This is a genomic window from Halomicrobium sp. IBSBa (assembly GCF_017612575.1).
In the GTDB taxonomy this organism is placed as follows: domain Archaea; phylum Halobacteriota; class Halobacteria; order Halobacteriales; family Haloarculaceae; genus Halomicrobium.
Genome location: NZ_JADPQC010000004.1, coordinates 176,008 through 200,745, shown reverse-complemented (window position 1 = coordinate 200,745; position 24,738 = coordinate 176,008). Strand labels below are relative to the sequence as shown.

Sequence of the window (24,738 nt, the reverse complement as noted above, 5' to 3'; positions counted from 1 at the left end):
CGACGGGTCGAACGGTGTGAACCGTGAGACGTGCGACGCTGCGGACGAAGAGGACTCCGAATGATGCCACTGACACCCGAAACGCTCCCACGACACGAACTCGCCGGCCTCGACGTCGAGGTCGTCGCAGCGGCAAATCCCGACGCGATCGGTATCGCCGGGACCGTCGTCACCGAGACGACGAAGACGCTGGGTGTCGAGGGGACCGATCGGGTGTGGCACGTGCCGAAGGACGCGGCGACGTTCCGGTTCGACCTCCCGGCCGAGGGCGACTCCGAGTCGCGCTCGGTCCGGGTTCGCGGTTCGAACCTCGTCGCCCGCCCCGCTCGACGCACGGAAGCGACAGGTGATTCCAAATGGCGCTAGGACTGAACGTACAGGAACCGGACGAGGCCTGTGCCGACGATAACTGCCCGTTCCACGGCACACTGAGTGTCCGCGGGCAGACGATCGAAGGCGAGGTCGCGTCCACTGACATGGAGAAGACCGTCGTCGTCGAACGCGAGTACGACGTGAAGGTGCCCAAGTACGACCGGCTGATGAAGCGACGCAGCCGCGTACCGGCTCACGCACCCGACTGTCTCGACCTCGCGGTCGGCGACACGGTCACGATCGCAGAGTGTCGACCGCTCTCGAAGACGAAAAGCCACGTTGTCGTTGCAATCGAGGAGGGTGACGACTGATGGAGGCCCTGAAAGCAGACGTCACACAGGGTCTCGAGAAGGGCTCGCTGATCACGTGTGCCGACAACACGGGCGCACGCGAGCTGCGAGTCATCAGCGTCTCGGGCTACTCCGGGACGAAGAACCGTCATCCGAAGGCCGGGCTCGGTGACAAGATCACCGTCTCGGTCACGAAAGGGACGCCGGAGATGCGTCGGCAGGTGCTGGAGGCCGTCGTGGTCCGCCAGCGCAAGCCGATCCGCCGTCCGGACGGCACCCGCGTCAAGTTCGAAGACAACGCGGCCGTCATCATCAACGAGAACGAAGAACCCCAGGGCTCGGAGATCAAGGGCCCGATCGCTCGCGAGGTCGCCGAACGATTCGGCTCCATCGCGAGCACAGCGACGATGATCGTATAGCATGACACGACAACCATCCAAACAGCGCAAGAACGCACGGCGTGCCCCGCTTCACGAGAAGCAAAAGCAGGTGCGATCGACGCTGGCCGACGACCTCCGCGAGGAGTACGACCAGCGATCTGTTCGCGTCAACGCGGGCGACACCGTCGAAGTGCTGCGCGGCGACTACGCCGGCGAAGAGGGCGAAGTCGTCGAGGTCGACCTCGACGACGCCGCTATCTACGTCGAGGACGTGACCGTCGCGGCAGCCGACGGCGAGGACGTTCCACGCCCGCTCGACGCGAGCAACGTTCGCGTCACGGAGCTGGACCTCGACGACGACCGCCGCGAGGCGCGCCTCGAATCCGAGGAGGACAGCGCATGAGCAACCATCAGAAACGACTATCGGTCCCGAAGAGTTGGCCGGTCGAGCGCAAGACCGAGACGTTCACCGTAAAGGCAGACGCTGGTCCCCACGGCGAAGCAGGAGTCCCCCTCCTGATCGTCCTGCGGGACGTGCTGGGCTACGCGGACTCCCGGAAGGAAGCCCGCTACGCTCTCAACAACGACAGTGTCCTGATCAACGGCAAGGCCGTCTCCGACGAGGAACGCCCGGTCGGGATGTTCGACATCCTGGCGTTCGTCGAGCGAGACGAGTACTACCGCGTGTTCCCCGGCGAGGGCGGTCGGCTGGCGCTGACCCCCATCGACGAGGACAGCGCGCAGTCCAAGCTGGGCAAGATCGTCGGCAAGCGAGCGGTCAGCGGCGATCAGATCCAGCTGACGCTGCACGACGGCCAGACGCTCCTGGTCGAGGAAGACACCGACTACGACGGTGGCGACTCCATCGTCGTCGGCAACGACGACGACGAGGTCGTCGCTCACTTCGAGTACGAAGCGGGCGCGCTCGTCACCGCCGTCGACGGCGCACACGCCGGTGAGATCGGTGAGATCGACGAGATCCAGGTCACACCGGGCAGCTCCTCGAACAACGTGCTCGTCGAGCAGACCGACGGCGACGGCTTCGAGACCGTCGAAGAGTACGTCGTCGTCATCGACGAGAACTTCGTCGACGAGGACGCCGAGGACGCGGCGGCACAGGACCCCGACGGAGGTGACGACGAATGAGCTCCGAGACCGACGCTGGCTTCCACGAGATGCGCGAGCCTCGCGTCGAGAAGGTCGTCGTCCACATGGGCGTCGGCCAGGGTGGTCGTGAACTCCAGGAAGGCGAGGAGATCCTCGCCGAGATCGCGGGCCAGCAGCCGGTCCGGACGGTCGCACAGAACACCGTCGGCGAGTTCGAGATCCGCCAGGGCGACCCGATCGGTGCGAAGGTGACCCTGCGGTCCGACGACGCCCAGGAGTTCCTCGAAACTGCGCTCCCGCTGACGGAGCTGTCAGTTTCGCAGTTCGACGACACCGGCAACTTCAGCTTCGGTGTCGCAGAACACACCGACTTCCCGAGTCAGGAGTACGACCCACAGATCGGGATCTACGGGCTGGACGTGACGGTCAACCTCGTCCGCCCCGGCTACCGCGTGGCCAAGCGCGACAAGGCCTCGCGCTCGATCCCGTCCAGCCATCGACTCGACGCCGACGACGCCGCTGCCTACGTCGAGTCGACCTTCGACGTGGAGGTGAGCGAATGAGCGAAAGCGAATCAGAAACAGAGGCCGAGGAATCGGTCCCGACCGGACAGCTCGAGGCGTGCCAGCGATGCGGTCGCGAGCAGGGTCTCGTCGGCAAGTACGACATCTGGCTGTGTCGCCAGTGCTTCCGAGAGATCTCTCGGGGCATGGGATTCAAGAAGTACAGCTAACTATGACAGGAAACGACCCACTCGCCAACGCGCTGTCGGCGCTCGACAACGCCGAGAGCGTCGGCCACCTCGAACAGACAGTACAGCCCGCTTCGAACGAGATCGGCAGCGTACTCGAGGTCTTCTACGACCGCGGGTACATCGACGGCTTCCAGTTCGTCGACGACGGTAAAGCCGGCTCCTTCGAGATCGAACTGAAAGGTGCCATCAACGAATGTGGCCCGGTCAAGCCCCGCTACACGGCGGGCGCAGACGAGTTCGAAAAGTGGGAGAAACGCTTCCTCCCCGCCCGTGACTACGGGACGCTCGTCGTGACCACCAGCCACGGCATCATGAGCCACTACGAGGCCCGCGAAGAGGGCATCGGTGGCCAGGTCATCGCATACGTCTACTAACAATGCCAGAAGTAACACTCGCAATTCCAGACGAGGCAAGCGCGGAGCAGGACCACCTCGACCTCACGGTCGAGGGGCCCAACGGCTCCGTCACACGGCGACTCTGGTATCCGGACATCGACGTCTCCGTGCAGGACGGTAGCGTCGTCATCGCCTCCGAGGAGTCGGACGCGAAGACGCGCTCGACGATCGGGACGTTCGAGAGCCACGTCGAGAACATGTTCCACGGCGTCACGGAGGGCTGGGAGTACGAGATGGAAGTCTTCTACTCTCACTTCCCGATGCAGGTCGAAGTCGAAGACGGTGACGTCGTCATCGAGAACTTCCTCGGCGAGCGAGCGCCCCGACGCGCTCCCATCCACGGCGACACCGACGTGTCCGTCGACGGGGAGGAACTCACCCTCTCCGGCCCGGACATCGAGGCCGTGGGCCAGACAGCCGCAGACATCGAACAGCTCACACGCGTCAACGACAAGGACGTCCGCGTGTTCCAGGACGGCGTGTACATCACGAACAAGCCGAACCGAGGTGACGCCTGATGGTAGACGACGAAGACGCAACCGAGCAGGGCGACGACGAACTCACCGAACTGACCGACATCAGCGGCGTCGGCGACTCGAAAGCGGAGGCCCTCCGCGAGGCCGGCTTCGAGACCGTCGACGACGTTCGCGGTGCCGACCAGTCCCAGCTCGCAGATGTCTCGGGCGTCGGTAACGCACTCGCCGCTCGGATCAAGGCCGACGTCGGCAGCCTCGAAGTCGCCGACGACACCGAGGCCGAGGTCGAGGAAGAGGAGACCGACGAGTCCGACGAGGACGTCGAGACGGAACTCCGTCCTCGCGGCCTGGTCGACAAGACTCCGACCCTCGACGACGAGGAAGAACGGCTGCTCACCCAGCGCGATCGGGAGAACACGCCGCAGTTCAACGCACAGGATCACCACAAGAAAAAGCGGATCCCGACCTCTTGGCGCGCGCCGCGTGGCAAGCTCTCGAAGCAGCGCCGCGGCATCAAGGGCAAGGGCGATACGGTCGAAGCCGGCTTCCGCTCGCCCAAGGCAGTGCGAGGCAAGCACCCGTCGGGCTTCGAGGAGGTCCGCGTCCACAACGTGGACGACCTCGAGGGCGTCGACGGTGACCGCGAAGCCGTCCGAATCGCCTCCAAGGTCGGCGCTCGCAAGCGCGAGCGCATCGAAGAGGTCGCCGAGGACGAGGGAATCCGCGTACTCAACCCCACCTACGAGGAGGTACAAGTCGAATGACGGACCTGACAGCACAGAAGCGACTCGCAGCAGACATCCTCGACGTCGGCGAGAACAAGGTCTGGTTCGATCCCGAACGCCAGTCCGACCTCGCAGACGCCATCACGCGTGACGACGTCCGCGAGATGATCGACGAGGGTGCCATTCAGGCGAAAGACGCCCAGGGCAACTCGCGCGGTCAGGCGCGAGCACGCCAGGAGAAGCGAGCGTACGGCCACCAGAAGGGAGCGGGTTCCCGGAAGGGGAAAGCCGGCGCACGGCAAAACGAGAAACAAGACTGGTCGTCGCGCATCCGAGCCCAGCGAAACTGGCTCAAAGAGCAGCGCGACGACGGCCAACTCGACAGTTCGCAGTACCGCGACCTGTACGATCAGGCGGCCGGCGGCGAGTTCGACAGCGTCGCCGACCTGCAACGATACGTCGAAGCAAACTACGGTGACGAATAATGGCAACAGGACCACGATACAAGGTGCCGATGCGGCGCCGCCGTGAGGCACGAACGGACTACCATCAGCGGTTGCGCCTGTTGAAATCTGGCAAGCCCCGTCTCGTTGCTCGAAAGAGCAACAAGCACGTCAGGGCGCAGCTGGTGACGCTCGGCCCCGACGGAGACGAGACCCTCGCTGCAGCACAGTCACAGGACCTCCAGGAGTTTGGCTGGGAGGCACCGACGGGCAACCTGCCCGCCGCGTACCTCACCGGTCTGCTCGCGGGTCTGCGAGCGATCGAGAACGGCGTCGAGGAGGCGGTCCTCGACATCGGGCTCAACAGCCCGACGCCGGGCAGCAAGGTCTTTGCGGTACAGGAAGGTGCAATCGACGCTGGGCTCGAAATCCCCCACAACGACAGTGTGCTCGCCGACTGGCAGCGAACCCGCGGCTCTCACATCGCGGAGTACGCCGAGTCGCTCGACGAGGACCTCTACGGGCGGGACTTCGACGCCACCGAGCTGCCGGAGCACTTCGACGAGCTCCGGGAGACACTGCTGGAGGCAGATGAACTATGAGTAACGGATGGAACCCACGAACGCGGCTGGGCAAACAGGTCGCCAACGGCGAGATCGACTCGATGCAGGAGGCGCTGAACTCCGGCCTGCCGCTCAAGGAACCGGAGATCGTCGACCAGCTCGTCCCCGATCTGGAGGACGAGGTCCTGGACATCAACATGGTCCAGCGGATGACCGACTCCGGACGCCGGGTCAAGTTCCGCTGTGTCGTCGTCGTGGGCAACCGCGACGGGCTCGTCGGCTACGCCGAGGGGCGCGACGACCAGGTCGGCGGTGCGATCCAGAAGGCAATCGAGATCGGTAAGCTCAACCTCATCGACATCTCCCGTGGCTGCGGTTCCTGGGAGTGTGGCTGTGGCCGTCCCCACACGGTCGCGCTGCGCACGACCGGCAAGGCCGGGAGCGTCGAGGTCGAGCTCCAGCCCGCACCGCGCGGGCTGGGCCTGGCGGGCGGAGAGACCGTCCGCAAGGTGCTCGAACTCGCCGGTATCGAAGACATCTGGACCCGCTCGTCGGGCAACACGCGAACGACCGTGAACTTCGCGAAGGCGACCTTCAACGCCCTGCAGAACACGGCCGAGGCTCGCGTGCCCGAACGCACCTTCGAGAAGCGTGAGGTGATCGAATGAAGGCACTCGTTCAGCTCCGCGGTGAGGTCGACATGAGCGAGGAGGTATCGGACACGCTAGAGATGCTCAACATCCACGGCGTGAACCACTGCGTGCTGGTCCCCGAGACGGACACCTACCGTGGCATGGTGACGAAGGTCAACGACTTCGTCGCCCACGGTCGGCCGAGCGTCGACGTCGTCGAGACGCTGCTCGCAAAGCGAGCCGAGCCTCTCGAAGGGTCGGCCGACGTCGACGACGAGTGGATCGCCGAGCACACCGACTACGACGACCTCGGTGCGCTCGCGCAGGCCCTCGTCGACGAGGAGACGACGCTGCGCGACGAGGGACTCTCCCCGACGCTCCGTCTGCACCCGCCTCGTGGCGGCCACGACGGGCTCAAACACGCCGCCACCGAGAGCGGCCAGCTCGGGAAGCACGACTCCGAGCAGATCGATCAGCTACTGGAGGCGATGCGATAATGACGAGTAAGAAACGACGACAACGAGGTTCGCGCACCCACGGCGGCGGCTCCCACAAGAACCGCCGCGGTGCCGGTCACCGCGGTGGCCGCGGTCGTGCCGGGCGCGACAAACACGAGTTCCACAACTACGAACCGATCGGCAAGAGCGGCTTCAAACGACCCCAGAAGGTCAAAGAGGAGATCGCCGAGGTCGGGGTCCGCGAGCTCGACGAGGACGCTGCACTGCTGGCAGCCGAGGGCGTCGCGGAAGAGACCGACGGCGGCTACCGCATCGACGCCCGCGAGGTCGTCGACGAGGACGCCGACGCGGTGAAGATCCTCGGTGCCGGCCAGGTCCGAAACGAGCTCGAACTGGTCGCCGACGCCTTCTCCGACGGCGCTCGCGAGAAGGTCGAGGCCGCCGGTGGGAGCGTCGAGCTGACCGAGCTCGGCGAGGAACGCGCAGAAGCCAAGGCTGAAGACGACGAAGACGAAGCAACCGACGAGGAGTAACATGAGCTGGAAGGACACCGCCGAACCGGTCCTCGTTCGCATGCCCGCCGTCCGCCGGCCGGAGGGGCACGTCCCCTTCAAGCGGAAGCTGGCCTGGACAGCCGGGGTGCTCGTGCTGTATTTCTTCCTGACCAACGTGATGCTGTTCGGACTCGACATCGGGTCGGACTCGGCGCCACTGGGTCGATTCTCGTCGATCCTGGCGTCCGGTCAGGGATCGATCATGCAGCTCGGTATCGGGCCGATCGTCACGGCCAGCATCGTGTTGCAGCTGCTCGGCGGTGCCGACCTGCTCGGACTCGACACGCAGAACAACCCCCGTGACCAGATCCTCTACCAGGGGCTCCAGAAGCTGCTGGTACTCGTGATGATCTTCCTCACGGGGCTGCCGATGGTCTTTGCCGGTGGCTTCCTGCCACCCACGTCGGTGAACCTGTTCGGGCTGAATCTGAGCGCCGGGGCCACTTCGTGGCTCATCTTCGCCCAGATCGCCGTCGGTGGCATCCTGATCCTCTACATGGACGAGATCATCTCCAAGTGGGGGGTCGGGAGCGGGATCGGCCTGTTCATCATCGCCGGCGTCAGCCAGCAGTTGATCGGTGGTCTGTTCGCGCACCCGATCTTCGGGAGCCCCCAGGGCGAACTCGGGTTCTTCCCGACCTGGTTCCAGATCATCACCGGTAACATCCCGATCGGACCCGTCCTGCAGGCCGACGGCCTCCAGGAACTGCTGATCGGTGAGGGCCAGATTATCGCGCTGCTGACGACGATCCTCATCTTCGTGGTCGTCGTCTACGCCGAGTCGGTCCGCGTCGAGATCCCGCTGTCGAACGCGCGGGTCAAGGGCGCGCGTGGTCGCTTCCCCGTGAAGCTCATCTACGCCAGCGTCCTGCCGATGATCCTCGTCCGCGCGCTGCAGGCCAACATCCAGTTCCTCGGTCGGATTCTGGTGTCCCAGACCGGCCAGAACGGCGTCATCTCGCTGTTCGGAATGGAACTGCCGTGGCTCGGCGTCTACTCGATCTCACAGGGGAGTCCCGCCAGCCCGACGGGGGGACTGTTCTACTACCTGTCGCCGATCTACGCGCCACAGGACTGGATGTGGTGGGCCTACTCGACACAGGACGCGCTCAACGTGCTCCTGCGAGTCGGCGTCGACCTGACGTTCATGATCGTCGGCGGTGCGATCTTCGCCATCTTCTGGGTGGAGACCACCGATATGGGGCCGGAAGCGACGGCCAAGCAGATCCACAACTCCGGGATGCAGATTCCCGGCTTCCGACAGAACGTCGGCGTCGTCGAGAAGGTGCTCGAACGCTATATCCCGCAGGTCACCGTCATCGGCGGTGCCCTCGTGGGCCTGCTCGCCGTGATGGCGAACATGCTGGGTACCGTCGGGGGCGTCTCCGGTACCGGGCTGCTGCTGACGGTCTCGATCACGTACAAGCTGTACGAGGAGATCGCAGAGGAGCAGCTCATGGAGATGCACCCGATGATGCGCCAGATGTTCGGGTAATCACACGGCGACGTTCACGGCCGACGACGCCCTCGTCGACGCGGTCTCTGGACCGCCCTTTTCCGTTCACACGACGAGGTAGAGGCCTCTTTGCCGAGATGAATTTCTCCTCCCGCTCGGTGTCGTAGAAGACTCACCAGTTATCTGTTCTGCATCTACCTACGGCCTTTATTTCCCTCTCTGTCTGCGTCTGGGCGTTATCAGAGACAAATATCTCTCGATATCTCAGCAAACTTCTATTCTGGAACTATATACAGTGTATTTGTGTATCAAATCGAGCATCTGTATTCGAACTCGCACTATCTCTCTTCACCCAGACCGATTCACTCACTTGACACCGATTGATGGATTCCCTCGGGGACCCTCGCACTGCGGTGCGTGTTGCCAAACGTTTTGTATTCTCGGGACGGGCACTACGTCGTGGCGTCGATGAACCCGATACTCTCCCCACCGAAGGCAGTTCTCGTCGTCGGTGCCCCGACCTCGCGAGGTGAGCGGCTCGAAACGGTCCTCGCCGACGTGGCCGACAGCGTGTACGTCGCCAAATCGACAGACAGGGCCACGGCTGTCCTCTCGGAGCACGACGACGTTGGCTGTGTCGTACTTGCGGCCGACTGCGACGGCGTCGTCGGGTTCCGGCGGACCGTCACAGACCACGACGAGTATCTGCCGGTCGTGCTCCTGTTCGACGGCTCGGTGACCGACGTGAGCGGCGTGACCAGTGCCGGAGAGACGACGCTCCTGCCGACTTCGGCGTCGGACGAGGAGCTGTGTGATATCGTCACGGACCACTTCGAAACGTACCGTGATCGGCTGGTAACCGCAGAGGAGAGTGACATGCTCCAGTCGTTCCTGTCCTCGATCGAGATCCCGATGTTCGTGAAAGACGAGCAGGGTCGGCACCTCCGGAAGACGGAGGCGTGGGGCGGTATCGACCCGGAGGTCGTCGTCGGGAAGACCGACCGGGAGCTGTACGCGTACGATCCCGAGTCGGCCGAGCAGTTCTACGACCACGACATGCGGGTCATCGAGAACGGCGAGCGCATCGTCGACCGCGAGGAGGCTCCCGGACCGCCGGGCAACCGGTACTGGGCACGGACGACCAAGGTCCCGTGGCACGACGACGACGGCAGCGTGAAGGGACTGCTGGGGCTGTCCTACGAGATCACGGACCTCAAGCAGCAGGAACGGCGACTGGAACTGCTGGAAGATCGCTTCGACCAGTTCGCGACTTTTCTCTCCGAGGAGGTCCTCGACACGCTCCAGTCGGCGAACGGACAGCTCGGCATCGCTCGCGAGACGGGCGACGACGACGCGTTTCGGGCCATCGAGAGCGCCCACGACCGCATGGAACAGCGACTTCGCGACCTCAGTACGCTCGCGGGCAAGTCCCCGAACGTCGGTGCCACGAACAGCGTCAATCTGGCCTACGTCGTCAACGAAGTCTGGTCGTTCATCGCGACCGGCGACGCACAGCTAGCGTTGCACGTGCCCGACGAGACGCTCATCCACGCGTCGATGGGGGGCATCCGTCCGATCGTCGAGCACCTCCTCCGACACGCGGCAGACAGCGGCGAGGACGTGACGGTGTCCGTCGGCGCACTCCAGGCGGGCTTTTACGTCGCCCACGACGCGCCCACGTCGTCGGCCGACTGCGGGCGAGCGACCGAGAGTGGATTCGTGACGCCGAACGACGGACAGGGATCGGGCCTCGCGTTCGTCTCCGAGATCGTCGAGCGCAACAACTGGTCGCTCACGGTCACCGACCGCGACGAGTCGGGGACGCGCATCGAGATCCGTGGTCCGCTGGTCGTCACCGGCACGGAGACGGACTGTGTTCCGGGGGCCGACCACTCGCTCACCGAGAGCGATCCGGTCGGCGAGGGTGACGTGACCGGCAGCGTCGAGGTCGAGTCCGTGAGCAACTGGTGGACGCTGGCCGGAACGACGGGGACACAGCGACAGCAGCGAGACTACTACTTCGCACACGCCGCCGTCGAGGGCGACGCCCGTATCGAGGCGCGACTCGTCGACATCGAACACGTCAACGACTACGGCTCTGGCGGGCTCATGGTCCGGGACGGGCTCGGTCCCGAGGACCCGTACGGCTTCCTCGGCTGGACGGTCGGGCGCGGGACGGAGATTCTCTGGCGGACCGACCCCGGCGGCGAGACGAGCCGGCATCTGCTCGACGACGACGCGGGACCGCAGTGGCTCCGGATCGACCGGATCGGCGACACGGTGACCTACCTCGTCTCGCTCGACGGATCGAACTGGCGTCGCCTAGACCAGCGTCCGGTCGCGCTGTCGGACCCGATCCACGTCGGACTCGCCGTTTCGGGTGCGATTCCGACCGACGAGTGCGAGGCGACGTTCGCGGACGTGACGGTCTGTGAACTCGACTGTGAGTGATACTGCCGGCTGTAACGTCGTGACGATCTTCGCCACCCGGGGTGGCGAAATCGGTCACAGATGTACAGCCGGTAGTATGAGGGGCGTTCTGCCGTCTCACTCGATCGTCGCCAGTACGTCGCCGATCCACTCCAGGTTTCGCTCGGGGACGACGCCGTAGCCGTAGAACGACAGCGAATCGGCACCCGCGTCGACGGCCGCCTCGACCTGCTCGCGGAGCTGTGCCCGCGAGTGGACGATCGGATCGCCCGCGAGGATGCCCGCCCGCACGGGGGCGTCGACGAGCGACCGGGTCGTGTGAACGTCGTCTCGGACCACCGTCGGATCGGAGTGATAGGCGAGAACCGTCGCTTCGTCCATGTACTGAGACATTCCCGCAAGATCGAGACCGTGCTTCCAGGACTGTTCGACGCCCATCCGGTCGTCACCGAGGCCACCCATCTTGAAGTAGTAGCCGAAGTCGGTGTCTCCGAGCACGTCGTCAAACGCGCCGAACAGCTCGGTCAGCGTCTCGCGGCGCGCGTCGGCGTAGGCGAACACTTCGGGATGTTCCATGAGCCAGCCACCCACGTCGGTATCGTGGGCGAGACGGCCCTCGAACCGGTCTGTCAGCCCCGCGCGGGCCGACTGCCGGGCGCGCTCGACGTCGACGCCGGCCGCCCGGGCGTTGTCCTGACAGTGTTCGCAGAAACAGAGGCCAAAGAGGAACTCGCCGAGTCGGCCCAGCCGGTGGAAGAACTCCTGGTGGTGCCAGCCGTAGCCGGTGCCGTACTGGTAGTCGGCCAACTCCATCTCGACGGTCTCGAAGACATCACGGTCGCCGAGGTCACCCGTCAGCTCGATACCGAACTCCTGTACGTCGGGGTGGGACGGACAGAGGCCGAACACCAGCGAATCGCCGAACGGGGACGTGAGCGTGGCGTCGGGGTGGCGCTGGCCCTGCCGAGAGCTGTGGAACGTCGCTCCCCACGAGTTCAGATCGACGGGAGTGCCCTCGAAGCCGGCCGCGATCTCGGCCAGCCAGTCGTCGTCTCCCATCGTCTCGTTGACGTCGGGCGTGATCTCGCCGTAGCGGTCCCAGTCGGGCTGGAAGTACTCACTGGCGTCGGCGAAGAACGTCTTCCGTTCGGGGTTGTGCGGGTTGAGCGTCTGCACGGAGTGCATGGTCGTCGCCAGGTTCACCTCGTCGATCCCCAGGGCGGCGACACGCTCGGCGGCCCGCTCTGGTCCCTCGTCGACGAGGTCCCACGGGTGTGCCCAGATGGCGGCGTTCACGCCGACCACCTCGCGTTACTCTCGAAGGTCGCCGCTGGATCGGCCGGATAGATCGGCCGCGGGACGTGCTCGTACGGTGTCTCCTCGACGCGCTGGTTCGTATCGCCGGCAGTGAGAGCGAACAGCCGTCTGGCGGCGACCTCCTTCCAGGCCGGACTGAGGTAGCCGCTCTTGAGGACGACGGTGCCGCGCTCGTCGAGGTCGAGGCCGAAGTCCGCGAAGAAGTCGGGGTCCCGGTGCAAGTTCGTCTTGCAGTCCGCGACGAACACGTCGGCGCTGTCGGTCGCGAGGTGGGCGACGGCGGCCCGCTCGTAGCTTTCGACCCGCTCGACCGTCCCCGTGAGTTCGAGGCCGCCCTCTCGATCGACGAACTGACCCAGTTCGAGCTCGACCGTCGCGCCCGCGCCGGCAGCCACACAGGTGTCGTAGCTGTCCGGGTCCGCGTAGATCGCGGCGATGGGCCGGTCGAGGTCGTCGCGATCCAGCAGTCGTTCGAGGAAGTCGACGGCGTCCTGACTGCCGCCGGCACCGGGGATGTCGCCCGTCTCGGCGACGGCGACCGGCCGCGCGTCTTCGCCGGCCGCGACCGTCAACGCCTCCGTCGGCGAGTGTGCTTCGGTGGTGAAGTCGAACTCCCGGCGACGTTCCCAGAACGAGGTCGCGAGGTCGGCCGCCGTCTCCGTGACTGCCTCGCGGGCGCTCGCGTCGCCAGTCACGAGCGCGTGACACCCCGCGTGGGGGGAGTCCGCCCAGGGAAAGCCCAGGAAGTAGTTGGCGTCGGCGACGCCCGGTCGCTCGTCGGCTTCCCGGAGACGCTCGATCAGCGTCCGCATCGGCTCGGCTTCCGTCTCTGATCGCTCGCCGGCCAGTATCATCGGCATGGACTCCCAGGCCAGCGCCAGGTCGAGTTCGCCCCGGAGGTCTGCGACCAGCAGGTCGGCTGCGCGCTCGCCCGTCTCGACCACGTCGGTGTGTGGCGCGGTCCGGTACCCCGCGACGCCGTCGACTCGCTCGACCAGCCCTTCGGTGATGGTCGCGTGCATGTCCAGCGCGGCGGTGACCGGTACGTCGTCGCCGACGGCCTCGCGAACGGTTTCGAGGATCGCCCCTTCGGGGTCGGGCTCGCCGTCGACGTACATCGATCCGTGGAGGTCGAGACAGACGCCGTCGAGGTCGGCGTCGAGGCGGTCAGCGAGCTCCGACCGCATCCACTCGAAGGCGTCGGCCGTCACCGTACCAGAGGGGATGTTCGCGGCCCCGACCGTCGGGACGACTTCCACGTCGGCCTCGCGGAGCCGGTCGACGATGCCGTCCAGCGACCGCTTGGTGGCGAAGGAGTCGAGCAGCGCTTCGCCGGTCGCGGTCTCGAAGTCGGCCAACGTCGTCGGTCGGTCTGTGAACGTATTCGTTTCGTGACTGATCGTCGCGACTGCGACACGCATAGCGGACCGACAGTGCCGGCGGTAAAAAATCTGTGGGAACGGATCGCAATCGACGGGGCGGCGTCGACGACGCGGCACCCGCTCGGTGGCCGGCTTGCCGACGGTCTACTGTCCCGAGCCCACGTCGTCCCGCGGGTTGGGCACGTCCGAGAGCGCGACCGTCGTGGCGCGTTCGTCGACGGCCGCGTCCGGAATCTCCAGGGTGACGACACCGTCCTCGACGGTCAGGGGAACCTCGTCGCCGGTGGCCACGACTTCGGCTGTCGACAGTGCGGACAGGTCGGCGTGTTCCCCGAGCGCGAGGGGCTCTGTCTCGTCGGGCTCGTCGAGGAAGTGGACGTAGAGCGTGCGTTCCTTCCACGTGTACCGGACGCCGTGGTTCTCGGGGTCGTCGGGGAGTCCCTCCTCGGACTGTGTCTCCTCTGGCTCGGCCTCGGCGACGGGATCGCGTCCCCAGGTCGCCCAGTAGGTCGTCCCGTAGATGGCCGCTCCGTTGTCGTCGAGCCACTCGCCCAGCGTCTCGATGGGGCGACGCTGGAGTTCCGGGATGGTCCCGTCGGCTCTGGGGCCGACGTTGATGAGGAGGTTCCCGTTCTTGCTGACGACGTCGACGAACATCGCGACGAGTTTGTCGCCGTCGAGGTGGTCGTCCTCGTCTTCGGCCCGGTTGTAGCCAAAGGAGTAGCCGACGCCCCGACACATCTCCCACTTGCCCCCGTGGATGTCGTCGAGGTGGTCGTACTCGGGGGTGACGAAGTCGCCGTGGTGGCCCCACGACTCCTGGGCGGCGCGGTCGTTGACGGCGACTTCCTTGTCCCACTCCTCGGCCGCGCGCTCGTAGAAGTCGACGACGAGTTCCTGGGCGTCGAGGCGATCACCGTCGATCCGGGGCGTGTCGAACCAGAGCAGGTCGGGTTCGTACTTGCGGATGAGCTCTCGGTGCTTGGCGTTCATGAAGTCGACGTACTCTGGGCCGGGCACGGCGTCCTCGATGGTGGTCGCGTCGTAGTCGGGGTGGCCGAACAGCCCGTCGAACCCGGGCTGGTAGTAGTTCTGGTTGGCGTGATACGACGGCGCAAAGCGAAGCCCCTCCGCCCGGACTGCCTCACAGAGTTCGCCGACCAGATCCCGTTCTGGCCCCATCTGGGCGGCGTTGTACTGCATGTAGTGGCTGTCCCACAGCGGGAAGCCGTCGTGGTGTTCGCCGGTCATGACGACGTATCTCGCACCCACATCCGAGAAGAAAGACGCCCACTCCTCGGGGTCCCAGTGCTCGGCGTCCCACATCTCGGCGAAGTCGAGGTACTCCACGTCCTCGCCCCACTCGTCCTCGTGGTACTCGCGGATCTCGCTGTCTTCGCGGTACATCCCGAAGGGGTACCACTCGGCGTAGCTCCCGACCGGTGCCCACCCGGGCACCGAGTACGGGCCCCAGTGAACGAAGATCCCGAGCTTCGCGTCCTCGAACCAGTCTGGAACTGGATGTTCGTCTATCGACTCCCAGGTCGGATCGTACTGCTCGCCCATACTGGCCGTAGCCACGCCCCCAGTACAAAACGATTGGCTTCCCAGAGTGGTTCGCCGCCAGCCGCCCGACGTGCCGAGCGGTACAACCCCAGCGAGATCTACGCTTCGTCGGCCGTCTCGACCATCCGACCGTACATCGCGTCGAGCAGTTCGTCGTGCTTGGCGTCGTGGCCGTACTGCCAGCACATGATCCCCCGCAGGGACTCCTCGCGGAGGTACTCGACCTTGTGACCGATGGACTCGGGATCGTCGTAGCTCATGAACTCGCCCTCGGCTTCGAGGTAGGGTGCCTTGGCGTCCTCGTCCCACTTCCTGGTGTAGCTGTCGTCGTCGCCGAACTCGGCTTGCATCTCCTCGTAGCCCATGCGTTCCGTCCCACGGCAGTAGAACCCGCTGCCGACGACGATCTTCTCCCGCGGGACGCCGGCCTCGACGTACGTCTCGACGGTGTCAGCGACGCTGAAACGCGGGTTCAGCGACGACGTGTAGAGGTTCGTGTGGTGGCTCCGCTCGTTGAGGAGCATGTCGTAGGTCATCGCGTTGACGAGGTCGAGGCGCTCGGCGACGGCCGGCAGGTCCACGCCGACGAGGTGGCTCGGCAGGTTGCTCAGTGCCGACGTGAGCAGGTACTCGCGGCCGTCTTCGCGCCCGGCCTCGTCGAGGCGCTCGCGCAGGTGTTCCAGGATCGCCGTGAAGTCGTCGGCCTCGTCCTCGTCGGGAAACTCCCAGTCGTAGTCGATGCCGTCGAGGTCGTGCTCGCGGACGAACTCGATGGCACTGTCCGCGAACCGGTCGCGACTCTCTGGAGTCGCCGCGATGTCGGGGAACTCCTCACAGCGGCCCCAGCCGCCGACGGAGACGATGACCTGCAGGTCGGGATTGTCCTCGCGGAGCGCGACCAGTTCGTCGATGTGCTCGGCGTCGTCGTCGATCACGCCGTCGGCAACGTCTGCGAACGCGTAGTAGACGTGCGTGAGCTTCGAGGCCGGGATGTCAACGTCCGGCAGGCAGCGGTCGGCGACGTACGCGCCGATCACGTCGTCCGATGCGAGTGACTCGGGAGACTGGGCTGTCTCTGACATACGCCACCGTTACGCCAGGCTCGTCTTAAATCTACGTGAAGCGACGCCCGGGCGAGGACACCTATTTACGGGCTGGCCGTCCAGCCTGGCGCATGGGAAGCGACACCGAGACTGTCGTCGTCATGCAGCGACTCGACCCAGACCGCGTCGACGAGTACGTCGAGAGCCACGAGCACGTCCCCGCGGCGGTGACGCGGGCGATGGAAGCGGGCGGTGTCGAGGCGTTCCGCCTGTTCGTCGAGGACGACGTCGCCGTCTGCGTCGTCGAAGCCGAGTCGTTCGAGGCCTACCAGGAGCGCTACGAGAGCGACGAGGCGTGTCTGGAGTGGGAGGCCCACGTCGACCAGTTCAAACGCTCGGGCGTCGATCCGGGGACGGGCGAGATGCCGACGATGGACGAGATCTGGTCGTTCACCAGCGACGAGTAGCTACTGGGCGATCGCTCCGGCCGGGATGGCCCATCGCGGGACACGGCGTCACACCCGGTGGATCTCGTGGAAGGTCCGATAGCGCAGGTACGCCTCGTCGCGCCAGGAGAGGCAGTCGACGGCGTCGAGCCACGAGAGACACGCCTCGTAGTCGGCCCACTCGTCCATCCAGGGGTAGTCCGAACCCAGCATGAGCCGCTCGGGACCGAACCACTCCAGGAGCTGCCGGAGGTAGTCGTGCAGATCCGCGTACGGCCAGGCGGCTCCCGACGACCGGGGCACCGAACTCACCTTGACCGCGACGTTGTCGGCGTCGGCGAGGGCCTCGAAGTCGGTCCACGGCGCGGCGTCCGGTGCCGTCGTCTCGTCTGGCCACCCCATGTGGTCGATCACGAACGTCACGTCGGGGTGGCGCTGGACCAGCCGTGCCACGTCGCGCAGCTGTTGGGCCTTCGGGAACACGAAGACGGCCGTATCGAGGGCTCCGGCGGTCTCCCAGAACTCCGCCAGCGAGTCGTCCAGGAACCACGTCCCGGAGCGATCGATCGTCGTCGGCGCGGCGGCGTACTCGAAGGCGGCGTGCAACCGGACGCCCAGCATCCGGTCGTGGTTTACGACACGCGCCAGCTGCCCAGCGGGATCGGGCCGCTCGGCGTCCGGAAAGAAGTCGATCAGCCCGACGCCGTAGAGGCGGTCTGGGTGGGCCTCGATGGCCTGCTTCGTGTACTCGTTGGCCCGCTCGCCCCGACCGTACAGCGGGGTGGTCACGACGACGGCCTCGGCAACGTCGGCCCGATCCATGTCCGCGACGAGGTCCGCGTGCGTGTACGGCCCGCTCCACCCCGGCGGCGTCACGTCCGGGTGTCGCCACGGCAACTCCGCGGTGTCCGCTCCCCACGCGTGGGTGTGCGTATCGACCAGCATACGCCGTCGTTCAGGCCCACGAGGCATGAATCTTTCCGGAGGGTTTAGGACGCAGGTCGCGGTAGCCATCTGGCATGGTCGGCACAGCGACGTACGACTTCGAGGGAGTGGCAGCTATCGTCACCGGATCGACGAAAGGGATCGGCCGCAGCGTCGCCGCGGCCTTCGCCGAACACGACGCCGACGTGGCCGTCAACGCACGAACGGAGAGCGAGGTCACCCAGACGGCGGCCGAACTCGACGAGCTGGGCGAGGGCACCGTCGTCGGTATCCCCGGGGACATGGCCGAACCCGACGACGTGGAGACGCTCGTCGCGGCGGCGATCGAGGCGTTCGACCAGGTGGACGTGCTCGTCAACAACGCGGCGGTCTGGCCACGGGAGGGGTCGTTGCTCTCGGCCGACCTCGACGAGTGGGACCACACGATGGCCGTCAACGTCCGTTCGCAGTTCTACTGCGCGACGCTGGTGGGCCGGCACATGGTCGAGGCGGGCGTCGACGGTCGTATCGTCAACGTCTCCAGCCAGACCGGCGATCGACGGACCGGCGGGCGTGGCCTGTACGGCATCTCGAACACGGCGGTCAACGGGCTCACCTGGCGGCTCGCCCACGACTTCGCCAGCGAGGGGATCCGCGTCAACGCCGTCTCGACCGACGCCGTCGACACCTTCCAGCTCCGCAAAGAGGCACGCGCCGTCGCCGACACCGAGGACACGACCGTCGAGGCCGTCCTCGACGACTGGGGCCAGCAGCGCCCGCTCGGCCGGCTCGGCCGCCCGGACGATGTCGCGGACGGCGTACTCTTCCTGTGCTCTGATCGGGCCGACTACGTCGTCGGCGACATCCTCCGGATCGGCGGGGGCGGCAATCTGCAGTAGCCACGTGGCGACGAGACTCACCCGGTTTTATTAGTCGGCGTGTGGCGGTGGTGTGTATGGTCGAGATCACCAGCATCGAGAGCACCGAGTTCGCGTATCCGCTCCCGGACGTGGGGACGGACCGTCACGGATTCAACCTCGTGTACGAGCCCGGCACCACGACCGAGCGGAAACTGTTCGCGATCGAGATCCACACGGACACGGGCATCTCCGGGCAGTACGTCGGCGGCAACTCTCCGGCGGCCGCCCAGTACAACATCGTCGCCGACTACCTCGTCGGGAAGAACCCGCTCCACCGCGAGAAACACTGGTCGGAAGTCAAACGCGCGCTCCGGAAGTACGATCGAATGGGAATCGGCCCCATCGACATCGCGCTGTGGGACTTCGCCGGCAAGTACCACGACGCGCCGATTCACGAACTGCTCGGCACCTACCGCACGTCGATCCCCGCCTACGCGTCGACGTACCACGGCGACGAGAACGGCGGTCTGGACTCCCCCGAGGCGTTCGCGTCGTTCGCCGAGTCGTGTCTCGACCGCGGTTTCGGCGGCTTCAAGCTCCACGGCTGGGGTGGCGGCGACGGCTCCCGGGACGTCGACCGCGAGGCCGCCGCGGTCCGGGCGGTCGGCGAGCGCGTCGGCGACGAGATGGACCTGATGATGGACCCCGCCTGCGAGTACGAGACGTTCGGCGACGCGCTCCAGGTCGGGCACGCCTGCGACGACGCCGGCTTCTTCTGGTACGAGGACCCGTACCGCGACGGCGGCGTCTCCCAGCACAGCCACAACAAACTGGGCGAACACCTCGACACGCCGCTCCTCCAGACCGAACACGTCCGCGGCCTCGAACCGAAGACCGACTTCGTGGCCTCGGGCGCGACCGACTTCGTTCGAGCCGACCCCGAGTACGACGGCGGGATCACCGGCGCGATGAAGACCGCACGCATGGCCGAGTCGTTCGGACTCGACGTGGAGTTCCACGCGCCGGGGCCGGCCCAGCGCCACTGTATCGCCGCCTGCCGGAACACCAACTATTACGAACTCGCACTGGTCCACCCCGACTGTCAGAACACCCAGCCGCCGGTGTACGACGGCGGCTACTCGGATCTGCTCGACACCGTCGACGACGACGGCTGTGTCGACGTTCCGGACGGCCCCGGCCTCGGCGTCGAGTACGACTGGGACTACATCGAGGCCAACGCGACCGGGAGTCGGCACGTCTACGACGACAGTAACAATTGAAACGATTGACACACCGATCGCACTGTTGTCGTGCGATCGGGTGTACATCGACTTTCAATGGCGACTATAGCGTCGGCGTCTCGCGGGCGCTCGTCGATGCCCTAACCGTCAAAATAATATGTGACGCTTCGAATATACGCAGTAAGCCCCTGTCTGTGGTACGCCATTACAGGGCAGTCAGGATTCGACTATGCACACTCAGAGTCACCAGCAGTCGGGCAGTAGTGTCGTCGACCCCATCCTGGAGATCAGAAACGCGTCTGTCACGTTCGACATGGATCGGGGTGAGTCTCGCGTCCTCGACGAGACCAACATGGACATCGGCCGCGAGGAGGTCCTGGGGATCGTCGGGGAGAGCGGATCGGGCAAGTCGATGTTCGCCTCGGCGTTGCTCGACGCCGTCGTCCAGCCCGGCCAGCTCAGCGGGACCGTCCGCTACCACCCCGAAGACGGCGACCCGGTCGACGTGACGTCGTTGCCGGAGGACCAGCTCAAGTCGTTCCGCTGGGAGCACATCTCCATGGTGTTCCAGGGCGCGATGTCGTCGTTCAACCCCACGACGACCATCGAGACTCACTTCAAAGAGACGCTGCTGGCCCACGACACCGACGTCGAGGAAGGGCTCGAACACGCGCGGGAACTGCTCTCGGATCTCTACCTCGAATCCGACCGCGTGCTGGCGTCGTACCCACACGAACTCTCCGGGGGGATGACCCAGCGTGCGCTCATCGCGCTGGCACTGGTGCTCGAACCCGAGGTGCTCGTCATGGACGAGCCGACGGCGGCGCTGGACCTGCTCATGCAGCGGTCGATCCTCGAACTGCTCGAAGACCTCCAGTCGAAGTACGACCTCACGCTGGTGTTCATCACGCACGACCTCGCGTTGATCTCGGAACTCGCAGACCGGCTGGCGGTCATGTACGCGTTCGACTTCGTCGAGATCGGTCCCACCGAGGACCTCCTCGACCACGCGGCCCACCCGTACACGCGGGCGCTCCTCAACGCCGTCCCGAACCTCGAAGCCCCCATCGACAAGATGGAACCGATCGCCGGCTCCGCTCCCGACCCGGTCAACGTTCCGGACGGCTGTCGCTACCACCCGCGGTGCTCGCTTGCCGACTCGACGTGCCGGGAGTCAGACCCCAGCTTCTACGACGCGACGGACACCCACGACGTGGCCTGTCACCACTGGGAGGCGGCACAGACGGAGATTCCCTTCTCGCTCGACGACGGCCAGGACGGCGCGGCGTCGGCCGACGTTTCGGCCACCTGGTCCGACCACCAGGACGAGGACCCGCTGGTGTCGATGGAGTCGCTGGAAGTCCACTTCGGCGACGACGACGGGCCACTGAGTGGCTACTTCTCCGACTCCGAGACGGTCCGGGCCGTCGACGGCGTCGACCTGGACATCTACGAGAACGACGTCGTCGCACTGGTCGGTGAGTCTGGCTGTGGCAAGACCACGCTGGGCAAGACCGCCGTCGGGCTCCAGCGGCCGACCGGCGGCTCGATCACCTACCGCGGACAGGACATCTGGGACGCAAAGGACGGAAAGGGTGACGTGTCGGTCCCCTTCGCCGACATTCGCCGCGCGCTCCAGATCATCCACCAGGACCCCGGCAGTGCGCTGAACCCCTACCACCGGGTCCAGACCACGCTCGCAGAGCCCCTCAAGCGCTGGTACCCGGAACTGGACAAACAAGAGCGCAACGCCCGCATCAACGGGATGCTCAAGACGGTCGGCATCACGCCGGCCGAGGACTACGCCGAACGATACCCCCACCAGCTCTCTGGCGGCGAACAGCAACGCATCGCGCTCATCCGCGCGCTGTTGATGAACCCGGACCTCATCCTCGCCGACGAGGCGATCAGCGCGCTCGACGTGTCGCTGCGCGTCGAGACGATGGACCTGATGCTGGAGCTGCAAGACCGGTTCGACACCTCGTTCCTGTTTATTTCCCACGACCTCTCGAACGCCCGGTACCTCGCCGAGAAGGCCGACGGCCGCATCGGGATCATGTACCTCGGCGAACTCGTCGAGATCGGACCGGTCGAGCAGATCCTCCAGAACCCCAAACACCCCTACACAAAGGCACTGCGCTGGGCCACGCCGGATCTCGCCGGGGACGACGAGTCCGAGATGCCGATGCGGACCATCGACATTCCCGACCCTGTCGACCCGCCCAGTGGCTGTCGGTTCCACACGCGCTGTCCCGAAGCCCGCGAGGTCTGTGCCCAACAGTCCCCCTCGCTGGAAACGAGCGACCACTGTGCGTCCTGCTTCCGGACGGACGAGGACCACGAGTACTGGGACAGTCCATCCCTGGCCGACGACGCGTAACGCGGCGGAACTTTTATTGAGTCGTCTGTCGCAGTCGAGTGTATGAGTTCGAACAGCGTTTCGAGCGAAGCGACCTCGCCGACCGCCGTCAGGCGCGTCCTCGGACACGTCTGGCAATCGAACCTCCTCCGTATCGCCCTGCTGGGCGTCGTCCTCGTCGTCCTCGGTGCGCTGGTCATCGACGGCGTGTTCGCGGGGATGTTCGGCATCTGGGGCGTCTCGGCCATGCTCGTGGGCTTCGGTGGCTACCTCGTCTACAAGCTCTCCTACGAGCCATAATGTATCGGGCGGGAATCATCGGTGCGGGCGGCATCGCCGGCCTCGGTATCCTCGGGATGCACGACGAGGACGACGTGGGCGAGACGAAGGTCCGCGCGAGTCACGCGGGCGGCTACGACGCCACCGAGGACATCGAACTCGTCGCCGTCGCCGATGTCGACGAGGAGGCACTCGCGACGTTCGGTGACGCGTGGGACGTTCCCGCCGAGCACCGCTACACCAGCCACGAGGCGATGCTCGCCGCCGAGGACCTCGACGCCGTCTCCGTCTGTACGCCGTCGTACCTCCACCACGACCACGTCGTCGACGCCGCCAGCGCGGCCGACCCGCCCTCGGTCATCTGGTGTGAGAAACCCATCGCCTCGCAGGTCGCGAACGCCCGGGCGATGATCGACGCCTGCGACCGCCGAGAGATCGACCTCGTCGTCAACCACTCGTTTCGCTTCACCGAGAAACTCCAGCGCCTCCGGACGCTGCTGCAGGACGAGCGTCTCCTCGGAGAGGTCCAGTCCGTCTCCGCGCAGTTCAGACAGGAACTGCTCCGCAACGCGACGCACGTCCTGGACACGCTGTCGTACCTCCTCGATCAGGACGTCGACACCGTGGCCGGCCACCTGACGGGGACGAACGGTGCCACGACCGCACTCGACGCCGACGAGCAGGTGACCGACTCCGGTGGCGGGGGATTCCTCGTCACCGACGAGGACGTGTACGTCAACGTCGACTGCACGCTCGAACGGGAGATCTCCTCGATGACCTTCCAGATCGTCGGGACCGAGGGAAAGTGCTATCTCAACAACGACGACGGCGAGTGGCGCTACTGGCGGCTCGAAGACGGCGAACACGTGGAGCGTGAACTGCCCGGCATCGACGGCGCGTGGTCGTGGGACGAGGACTACCGGTCGGCCTTCCCCAACGCGGCGCGCCACGTCAGCGACCTGCTGGACGGGGCGGCGACGAACCACTCGCCCGGCACCGAGGCGATCACGTCGCTGGAGGTCATCATCGGCCTGTACGTCTCACACAACACCGACAGCATCGTCTCACTGCCACTCGAACGCCCCCTCGAAGACGTGACGGTCACCTCGTGGTGAGTACGCCGCCGTCGAAAGCCGGTGTGTCTCCCGTCTCGGCCCCTCGTCGGTTCTTCGAAAAAGAACAACTGTTTTCTAACATGGGACTGTACCCCATGCCATGTCGGACGGTCCAAAAGCGACGTACCCGATCAAGGCCGCACAGACCTCCTATCGCGTCCTCGAAGCGCTAGAGGAACTCAACGGGGCCGGCATCTCCGAGCTCGCCGCGGAGACCGACCTCCCGAAGAGCAGCGTCCACAACCACCTGAGCACGCTCCGCGAGATGGAGTACGTCGCGAAGGAGGGGTCGACCTACCGTATCAGCCTGAAGTACCTCAGCCTCGGGACCCACGCCCGCTCCCGCCGGCAGGTCTACGAGGTCTCGAAGTCCGAAGTCGACGAGCTCGCCGCGGACACCGGCGAACTCGCGAACCTCATGGTCGAGGAGCACGGACGCGGCGTCTACGTCTACAGCCGACACGGCGACGACGCCGTCAACGTCGACGCCCGGATCGGTCACCGCGTCCACCTCCACAGCACCGCCCTGGGCAAGGCGATCCTGGCCCACCGCGACCGCGACGAGGTGACGGACATGCTCGACAGGCACGGGATGCCGAGCATGACCGCGGAGACGATCCAGAGCCGCGACGTCCTCTTCGACGAGCTGGAGACCATTCGAGACCAGGGCATCGCATTCGACAGGCAGGAGCGTCTGGAGGGGCTCCACTGCGTCGCCGCACCGATCCTCGACAAGGACAGAGAGGTCAGAGGGGCCATCAGCGTCTCCGGCCCGGTCAACCGCCTCAACGGGGAACGCTACGAGGAAGAGATCCCGAGCCTCCTGTGCAAGGCCGTCAACGTCATCGAACTGAACATGGCGTACTCGTAACCGTGTCCCGGCGCGACTCGTTCCCGCGATTCCTGCTGAAGTACGTCTGTAGCCAGAAGCGCGGCATCGCGGCGCTCTTTGGCTTCCTGGCAGTCGCGCTCGTGCTCCTCGCCGTGTCGGTCTCCGTGACCGAACCTGGGAGCGCGAACCACGTCCTCGCCGTCCTCAACCTCATCGGGATCGGACTCCTCGAAGGGCTACTCGTCGTCCTCGTTCTCGCTTGCTGGTCGATCACCGGCGACGATCCCGTCGAGTGATCGTCCGGCCGTCTTCACCGCGGTCGTTCCCGAGCCACCTGGG

General features: G+C 65.8%; 30 protein-coding genes. 25 read left to right on the top strand and 5 right to left on the bottom strand.

Annotated elements, in window-relative coordinates; all coding sequences use genetic code 11:
* Positions 1-63: 63 nt before the first annotated feature.
* From IL252_RS12425 to IL252_RS12345, 17 genes are all read left to right on the top strand, one after another.
* On the top strand, positions 64-366 hold the full coding sequence (locus IL252_RS12425) for a ribonuclease P protein component 1 (RefSeq protein WP_049940794.1): 303 nt from the start codon (positions 64-66) through the stop codon (positions 364-366).
* Complete coding sequence (locus IL252_RS12420) at positions 357-683, top strand: 30S ribosomal protein S17 (protein ID WP_015762793.1); 327 nt, start codon at positions 357-359, stop codon at positions 681-683. The genes IL252_RS12425 and IL252_RS12420 overlap by 10 nt, the downstream gene beginning before the upstream one ends.
* Complete coding sequence (locus tag IL252_RS12415; protein WP_015762794.1) at positions 683-1,081, top strand: 50S ribosomal protein L14; 399 nt, start codon at positions 683-685, stop codon at positions 1,079-1,081. Before IL252_RS12420 ends, IL252_RS12415 begins: the two co-directional genes overlap by 1 nt.
* A gap of 1 nt (position 1,082) precedes the next feature.
* A complete protein-coding gene (gene rplX / locus IL252_RS12410) occupies positions 1,083-1,445 on the top strand; it encodes a 50S ribosomal protein L24 (RefSeq protein WP_208628249.1) in 363 nt (120 codons plus the stop codon).
* Positions 1,442-2,188: a 30S ribosomal protein S4e gene (locus IL252_RS12405; protein WP_153552983.1), complete on the top strand. Its 747-nt coding sequence runs from the start codon at positions 1,442-1,444 to the stop codon at positions 2,186-2,188. The genes rplX and IL252_RS12405 overlap by 4 nt, the downstream gene beginning before the upstream one ends.
* Positions 2,185-2,712, top strand: a complete 528-nt coding sequence (locus IL252_RS12400) for a 50S ribosomal protein L5 (protein ID WP_208628248.1) — start codon at positions 2,185-2,187, stop codon at positions 2,710-2,712. Before IL252_RS12405 ends, IL252_RS12400 begins: the two co-directional genes overlap by 4 nt.
* Positions 2,709-2,882 carry a 30S ribosomal protein S14 gene (locus IL252_RS12395; protein ID WP_015762798.1) on the top strand — a complete coding sequence of 58 codons (174 nt, stop codon included), beginning with the start codon at positions 2,709-2,711 and terminating at the stop codon, positions 2,880-2,882. Before IL252_RS12400 ends, IL252_RS12395 begins: the two co-directional genes overlap by 4 nt.
* 2 nt (positions 2,883-2,884) lie before the next feature.
* Complete coding sequence (locus IL252_RS12390; RefSeq protein ID WP_015762799.1) at positions 2,885-3,277, top strand: 30S ribosomal protein S8; 393 nt, start codon at positions 2,885-2,887, stop codon at positions 3,275-3,277.
* 2 nt (positions 3,278-3,279) lie between these two features.
* Positions 3,280-3,816: a 50S ribosomal protein L6 gene (locus IL252_RS12385; protein ID WP_015762800.1), complete on the top strand. Its 537-nt coding sequence runs from the start codon at positions 3,280-3,282 to the stop codon at positions 3,814-3,816.
* Positions 3,816-4,538: a 50S ribosomal protein L32e gene (locus tag IL252_RS12380; RefSeq protein WP_170093860.1), complete on the top strand. Its 723-nt coding sequence runs from the start codon at positions 3,816-3,818 to the stop codon at positions 4,536-4,538. The genes IL252_RS12385 and IL252_RS12380 overlap by 1 nt, the downstream gene beginning before the upstream one ends.
* Positions 4,535-4,984, top strand: coding sequence for a 50S ribosomal protein L19e (locus tag IL252_RS12375; protein ID WP_153552986.1), 450 nt, complete (start codon positions 4,535-4,537; stop codon positions 4,982-4,984). The genes IL252_RS12380 and IL252_RS12375 overlap by 4 nt, the downstream gene beginning before the upstream one ends.
* On the top strand, positions 4,984-5,544 hold the full coding sequence (locus IL252_RS12370; RefSeq protein WP_015762803.1) for a 50S ribosomal protein L18: 561 nt from the start codon (positions 4,984-4,986) through the stop codon (positions 5,542-5,544). Before IL252_RS12375 ends, IL252_RS12370 begins: the two co-directional genes overlap by 1 nt.
* The gene (locus IL252_RS12365; protein WP_015762804.1) at positions 5,541-6,173 is read left to right on the top strand and encodes a 30S ribosomal protein S5; all 633 of its coding nucleotides are present in this window, start codon (positions 5,541-5,543) and stop codon (positions 6,171-6,173) included. Before IL252_RS12370 ends, IL252_RS12365 begins: the two co-directional genes overlap by 4 nt.
* The gene (gene rpmD / locus IL252_RS12360) at positions 6,170-6,634 is read left to right on the top strand and encodes a 50S ribosomal protein L30 (RefSeq protein ID WP_153552987.1); all 465 of its coding nucleotides are present in this window, start codon (positions 6,170-6,172) and stop codon (positions 6,632-6,634) included. The genes IL252_RS12365 and rpmD overlap by 4 nt, the downstream gene beginning before the upstream one ends.
* Positions 6,634-7,128, top strand: coding sequence for an uL15m family ribosomal protein (locus IL252_RS12355; protein WP_208628247.1), 495 nt, complete (start codon positions 6,634-6,636; stop codon positions 7,126-7,128). Before rpmD ends, IL252_RS12355 begins: the two co-directional genes overlap by 1 nt.
* Before the next feature lies 1 nt (position 7,129).
* On the top strand, positions 7,130-8,644 hold the full coding sequence (gene secY, locus IL252_RS12350; RefSeq protein WP_208628246.1) for a preprotein translocase subunit SecY: 1,515 nt from the start codon (positions 7,130-7,132) through the stop codon (positions 8,642-8,644).
* Positions 8,645-9,073: 429 nt separating this feature from the next.
* Entirely contained in the window at positions 9,074-11,056 is a 1,983-nt protein-coding gene (locus IL252_RS12345) for a PAS domain-containing protein (RefSeq protein ID WP_208628245.1), read from the top strand.
* 96 nt (positions 11,057-11,152) lie between these two features.
* Here the strand turns inward: IL252_RS12345 and IL252_RS12340 are convergent, their stop codons facing one another.
* From IL252_RS12340 to IL252_RS12325, 4 genes are all read right to left on the bottom strand, one after another.
* Complete coding sequence (locus IL252_RS12340; protein WP_208628244.1) at positions 11,153-12,331, bottom strand: hypothetical protein; 1,179 nt, start codon at positions 12,329-12,331, stop codon at positions 11,153-11,155.
* Entirely contained in the window at positions 12,328-13,773 is a 1,446-nt protein-coding gene (locus IL252_RS12335) for a M81 family metallopeptidase (protein ID WP_208628243.1), read from the bottom strand. Before IL252_RS12335 ends, IL252_RS12340 begins: the two co-directional genes overlap by 4 nt.
* Before the next feature lie 105 nt (positions 13,774-13,878).
* The gene (locus tag IL252_RS12330) at positions 13,879-15,300 is read right to left on the bottom strand and encodes an alpha-L-fucosidase (RefSeq protein WP_208628242.1); all 1,422 of its coding nucleotides are present in this window, start codon (positions 15,298-15,300) and stop codon (positions 13,879-13,881) included.
* Positions 15,301-15,398: 98 nt separating this feature from the next.
* On the bottom strand, positions 15,399-16,382 hold the full coding sequence (locus tag IL252_RS12325; protein WP_208628241.1) for a glycoside hydrolase family 18 protein: 984 nt from the start codon (positions 16,380-16,382) through the stop codon (positions 15,399-15,401).
* Between the two features lie 92 nt (positions 16,383-16,474).
* Here IL252_RS12325 and IL252_RS12320 point away from each other — a divergent pair, with 92 nt between their 5' ends.
* Positions 16,475-16,810, top strand: coding sequence for an L-rhamnose mutarotase (locus IL252_RS12320; protein ID WP_208628240.1), 336 nt, complete (start codon positions 16,475-16,477; stop codon positions 16,808-16,810).
* Positions 16,811-16,858: 48 nt separating this feature from the next.
* On the opposite strand, the gene IL252_RS12315 is transcribed toward IL252_RS12320, so the two are convergent.
* On the bottom strand, positions 16,859-17,734 hold the full coding sequence (locus IL252_RS12315) for an amidohydrolase (RefSeq protein ID WP_208628239.1): 876 nt from the start codon (positions 17,732-17,734) through the stop codon (positions 16,859-16,861).
* 74 nt (positions 17,735-17,808) lie between these two features.
* Here IL252_RS12315 and IL252_RS12310 point away from each other — a divergent pair, with 74 nt between their 5' ends.
* From IL252_RS12310 to IL252_RS12280, 7 genes are all read left to right on the top strand, one after another.
* On the top strand, positions 17,809-18,612 hold the full coding sequence (locus IL252_RS12310; RefSeq protein ID WP_208628238.1) for an SDR family NAD(P)-dependent oxidoreductase: 804 nt from the start codon (positions 17,809-17,811) through the stop codon (positions 18,610-18,612).
* A 56-nt stretch (positions 18,613-18,668) separates the two neighbouring features.
* Positions 18,669-19,853 (top strand): mandelate racemase family protein, encoded by a 1,185-nt coding sequence (locus IL252_RS12305; RefSeq protein ID WP_208628237.1) that lies wholly within the window; start codon positions 18,669-18,671, stop codon positions 19,851-19,853.
* A 190-nt stretch (positions 19,854-20,043) separates the two neighbouring features.
* Positions 20,044-22,194 carry an ABC transporter ATP-binding protein gene (locus IL252_RS12300; RefSeq protein ID WP_208628236.1) on the top strand — a complete coding sequence of 717 codons (2,151 nt, stop codon included), beginning with the start codon at positions 20,044-20,046 and terminating at the stop codon, positions 22,192-22,194.
* Between the two features lie 42 nt (positions 22,195-22,236).
* The gene (locus IL252_RS12295) at positions 22,237-22,473 is read left to right on the top strand and encodes a hypothetical protein (protein ID WP_170092367.1); all 237 of its coding nucleotides are present in this window, start codon (positions 22,237-22,239) and stop codon (positions 22,471-22,473) included.
* Positions 22,470-23,567 carry a Gfo/Idh/MocA family protein gene (locus IL252_RS12290; protein ID WP_208628269.1) on the top strand — a complete coding sequence of 366 codons (1,098 nt, stop codon included), beginning with the start codon at positions 22,470-22,472 and terminating at the stop codon, positions 23,565-23,567. The genes IL252_RS12295 and IL252_RS12290 overlap by 4 nt, the downstream gene beginning before the upstream one ends.
* A 100-nt stretch (positions 23,568-23,667) precedes the next feature.
* Positions 23,668-24,438 (top strand): IclR family transcriptional regulator, encoded by a 771-nt coding sequence (locus tag IL252_RS12285; RefSeq protein WP_208628235.1) that lies wholly within the window; start codon positions 23,668-23,670, stop codon positions 24,436-24,438.
* A gap of 2 nt (positions 24,439-24,440) precedes the next feature.
* A complete protein-coding gene (locus IL252_RS12280; protein WP_208628234.1) occupies positions 24,441-24,695 on the top strand; it encodes a hypothetical protein in 255 nt (84 codons plus the stop codon).
* Positions 24,696-24,738: the final 43 nt, after the last annotated feature.

Bases quoted from the DNA above. Each gene is read 5' to 3' on its own strand.
- IL252_RS12330 (WP_208628242.1), bottom strand. From the start codon at position 15,300: ATGGGCGAGCAGTACGATCCGACCTGGGAGTCGATAGACGAACATCCA.
- IL252_RS12315 (WP_208628239.1), bottom strand. From the start codon at position 17,734: ATGCTGGTCGATACGCACACCCACGCGTGGGGAGCGGACACCGCGGAG.
- IL252_RS12300 (WP_208628236.1), top strand. From the start codon at position 20,044: ATGCACACTCAGAGTCACCAGCAGTCGGGCAGTAGTGTCGTCGACCCC.
- IL252_RS12285 (WP_208628235.1), top strand. From the start codon at position 23,668: ATGTCGGACGGTCCAAAAGCGACGTACCCGATCAAGGCCGCACAGACC.
- IL252_RS12355 (WP_208628247.1), top strand. From the start codon at position 6,634: ATGACGAGTAAGAAACGACGACAACGAGGTTCGCGCACCCACGGCGGC.
- IL252_RS12370 (WP_015762803.1), top strand. From the start codon at position 4,984: ATGGCAACAGGACCACGATACAAGGTGCCGATGCGGCGCCGCCGTGAG.
- IL252_RS12380 (WP_170093860.1), top strand. From the start codon at position 3,816: ATGGTAGACGACGAAGACGCAACCGAGCAGGGCGACGACGAACTCACC.
- IL252_RS12415 (WP_015762794.1), top strand. From the start codon at position 683: ATGGAGGCCCTGAAAGCAGACGTCACACAGGGTCTCGAGAAGGGCTCG.
- IL252_RS12420 (WP_015762793.1), top strand. From the start codon at position 357: ATGGCGCTAGGACTGAACGTACAGGAACCGGACGAGGCCTGTGCCGAC.
- secY (WP_208628246.1), top strand. From the start codon at position 7,130: ATGAGCTGGAAGGACACCGCCGAACCGGTCCTCGTTCGCATGCCCGCC.
- IL252_RS12345 (WP_208628245.1), top strand. From the start codon at position 9,074: ATGAACCCGATACTCTCCCCACCGAAGGCAGTTCTCGTCGTCGGTGCC.
- IL252_RS12400 (WP_208628248.1), top strand. From the start codon at position 2,185: ATGAGCTCCGAGACCGACGCTGGCTTCCACGAGATGCGCGAGCCTCGC.
- IL252_RS12390 (WP_015762799.1), top strand. From the start codon at position 2,885: ATGACAGGAAACGACCCACTCGCCAACGCGCTGTCGGCGCTCGACAAC.
- IL252_RS12295 (WP_170092367.1), top strand. From the start codon at position 22,237: ATGAGTTCGAACAGCGTTTCGAGCGAAGCGACCTCGCCGACCGCCGTC.
- IL252_RS12405 (WP_153552983.1), top strand. From the start codon at position 1,442: ATGAGCAACCATCAGAAACGACTATCGGTCCCGAAGAGTTGGCCGGTC.
- IL252_RS12305 (WP_208628237.1), top strand. From the start codon at position 18,669: ATGGTCGAGATCACCAGCATCGAGAGCACCGAGTTCGCGTATCCGCTC.
- IL252_RS12395 (WP_015762798.1), top strand. From the start codon at position 2,709: ATGAGCGAAAGCGAATCAGAAACAGAGGCCGAGGAATCGGTCCCGACC.
- IL252_RS12375 (WP_153552986.1), top strand. From the start codon at position 4,535: ATGACGGACCTGACAGCACAGAAGCGACTCGCAGCAGACATCCTCGAC.
- IL252_RS12425 (WP_049940794.1), top strand. From the start codon at position 64: ATGCCACTGACACCCGAAACGCTCCCACGACACGAACTCGCCGGCCTC.
- IL252_RS12310 (WP_208628238.1), top strand. From the start codon at position 17,809: ATGGTCGGCACAGCGACGTACGACTTCGAGGGAGTGGCAGCTATCGTC.
- IL252_RS12320 (WP_208628240.1), top strand. From the start codon at position 16,475: ATGGGAAGCGACACCGAGACTGTCGTCGTCATGCAGCGACTCGACCCA.
- IL252_RS12325 (WP_208628241.1), bottom strand. From the start codon at position 16,382: ATGTCAGAGACAGCCCAGTCTCCCGAGTCACTCGCATCGGACGACGTG.
- IL252_RS12335 (WP_208628243.1), bottom strand. From the start codon at position 13,773: ATGCGTGTCGCAGTCGCGACGATCAGTCACGAAACGAATACGTTCACA.
- rpmD (WP_153552987.1), top strand. From the start codon at position 6,170: ATGAAGGCACTCGTTCAGCTCCGCGGTGAGGTCGACATGAGCGAGGAG.
- IL252_RS12385 (WP_015762800.1), top strand. From the start codon at position 3,280: ATGCCAGAAGTAACACTCGCAATTCCAGACGAGGCAAGCGCGGAGCAG.
- rplX (WP_208628249.1), top strand. From the start codon at position 1,083: ATGACACGACAACCATCCAAACAGCGCAAGAACGCACGGCGTGCCCCG.
- IL252_RS12365 (WP_015762804.1), top strand. From the start codon at position 5,541: ATGAGTAACGGATGGAACCCACGAACGCGGCTGGGCAAACAGGTCGCC.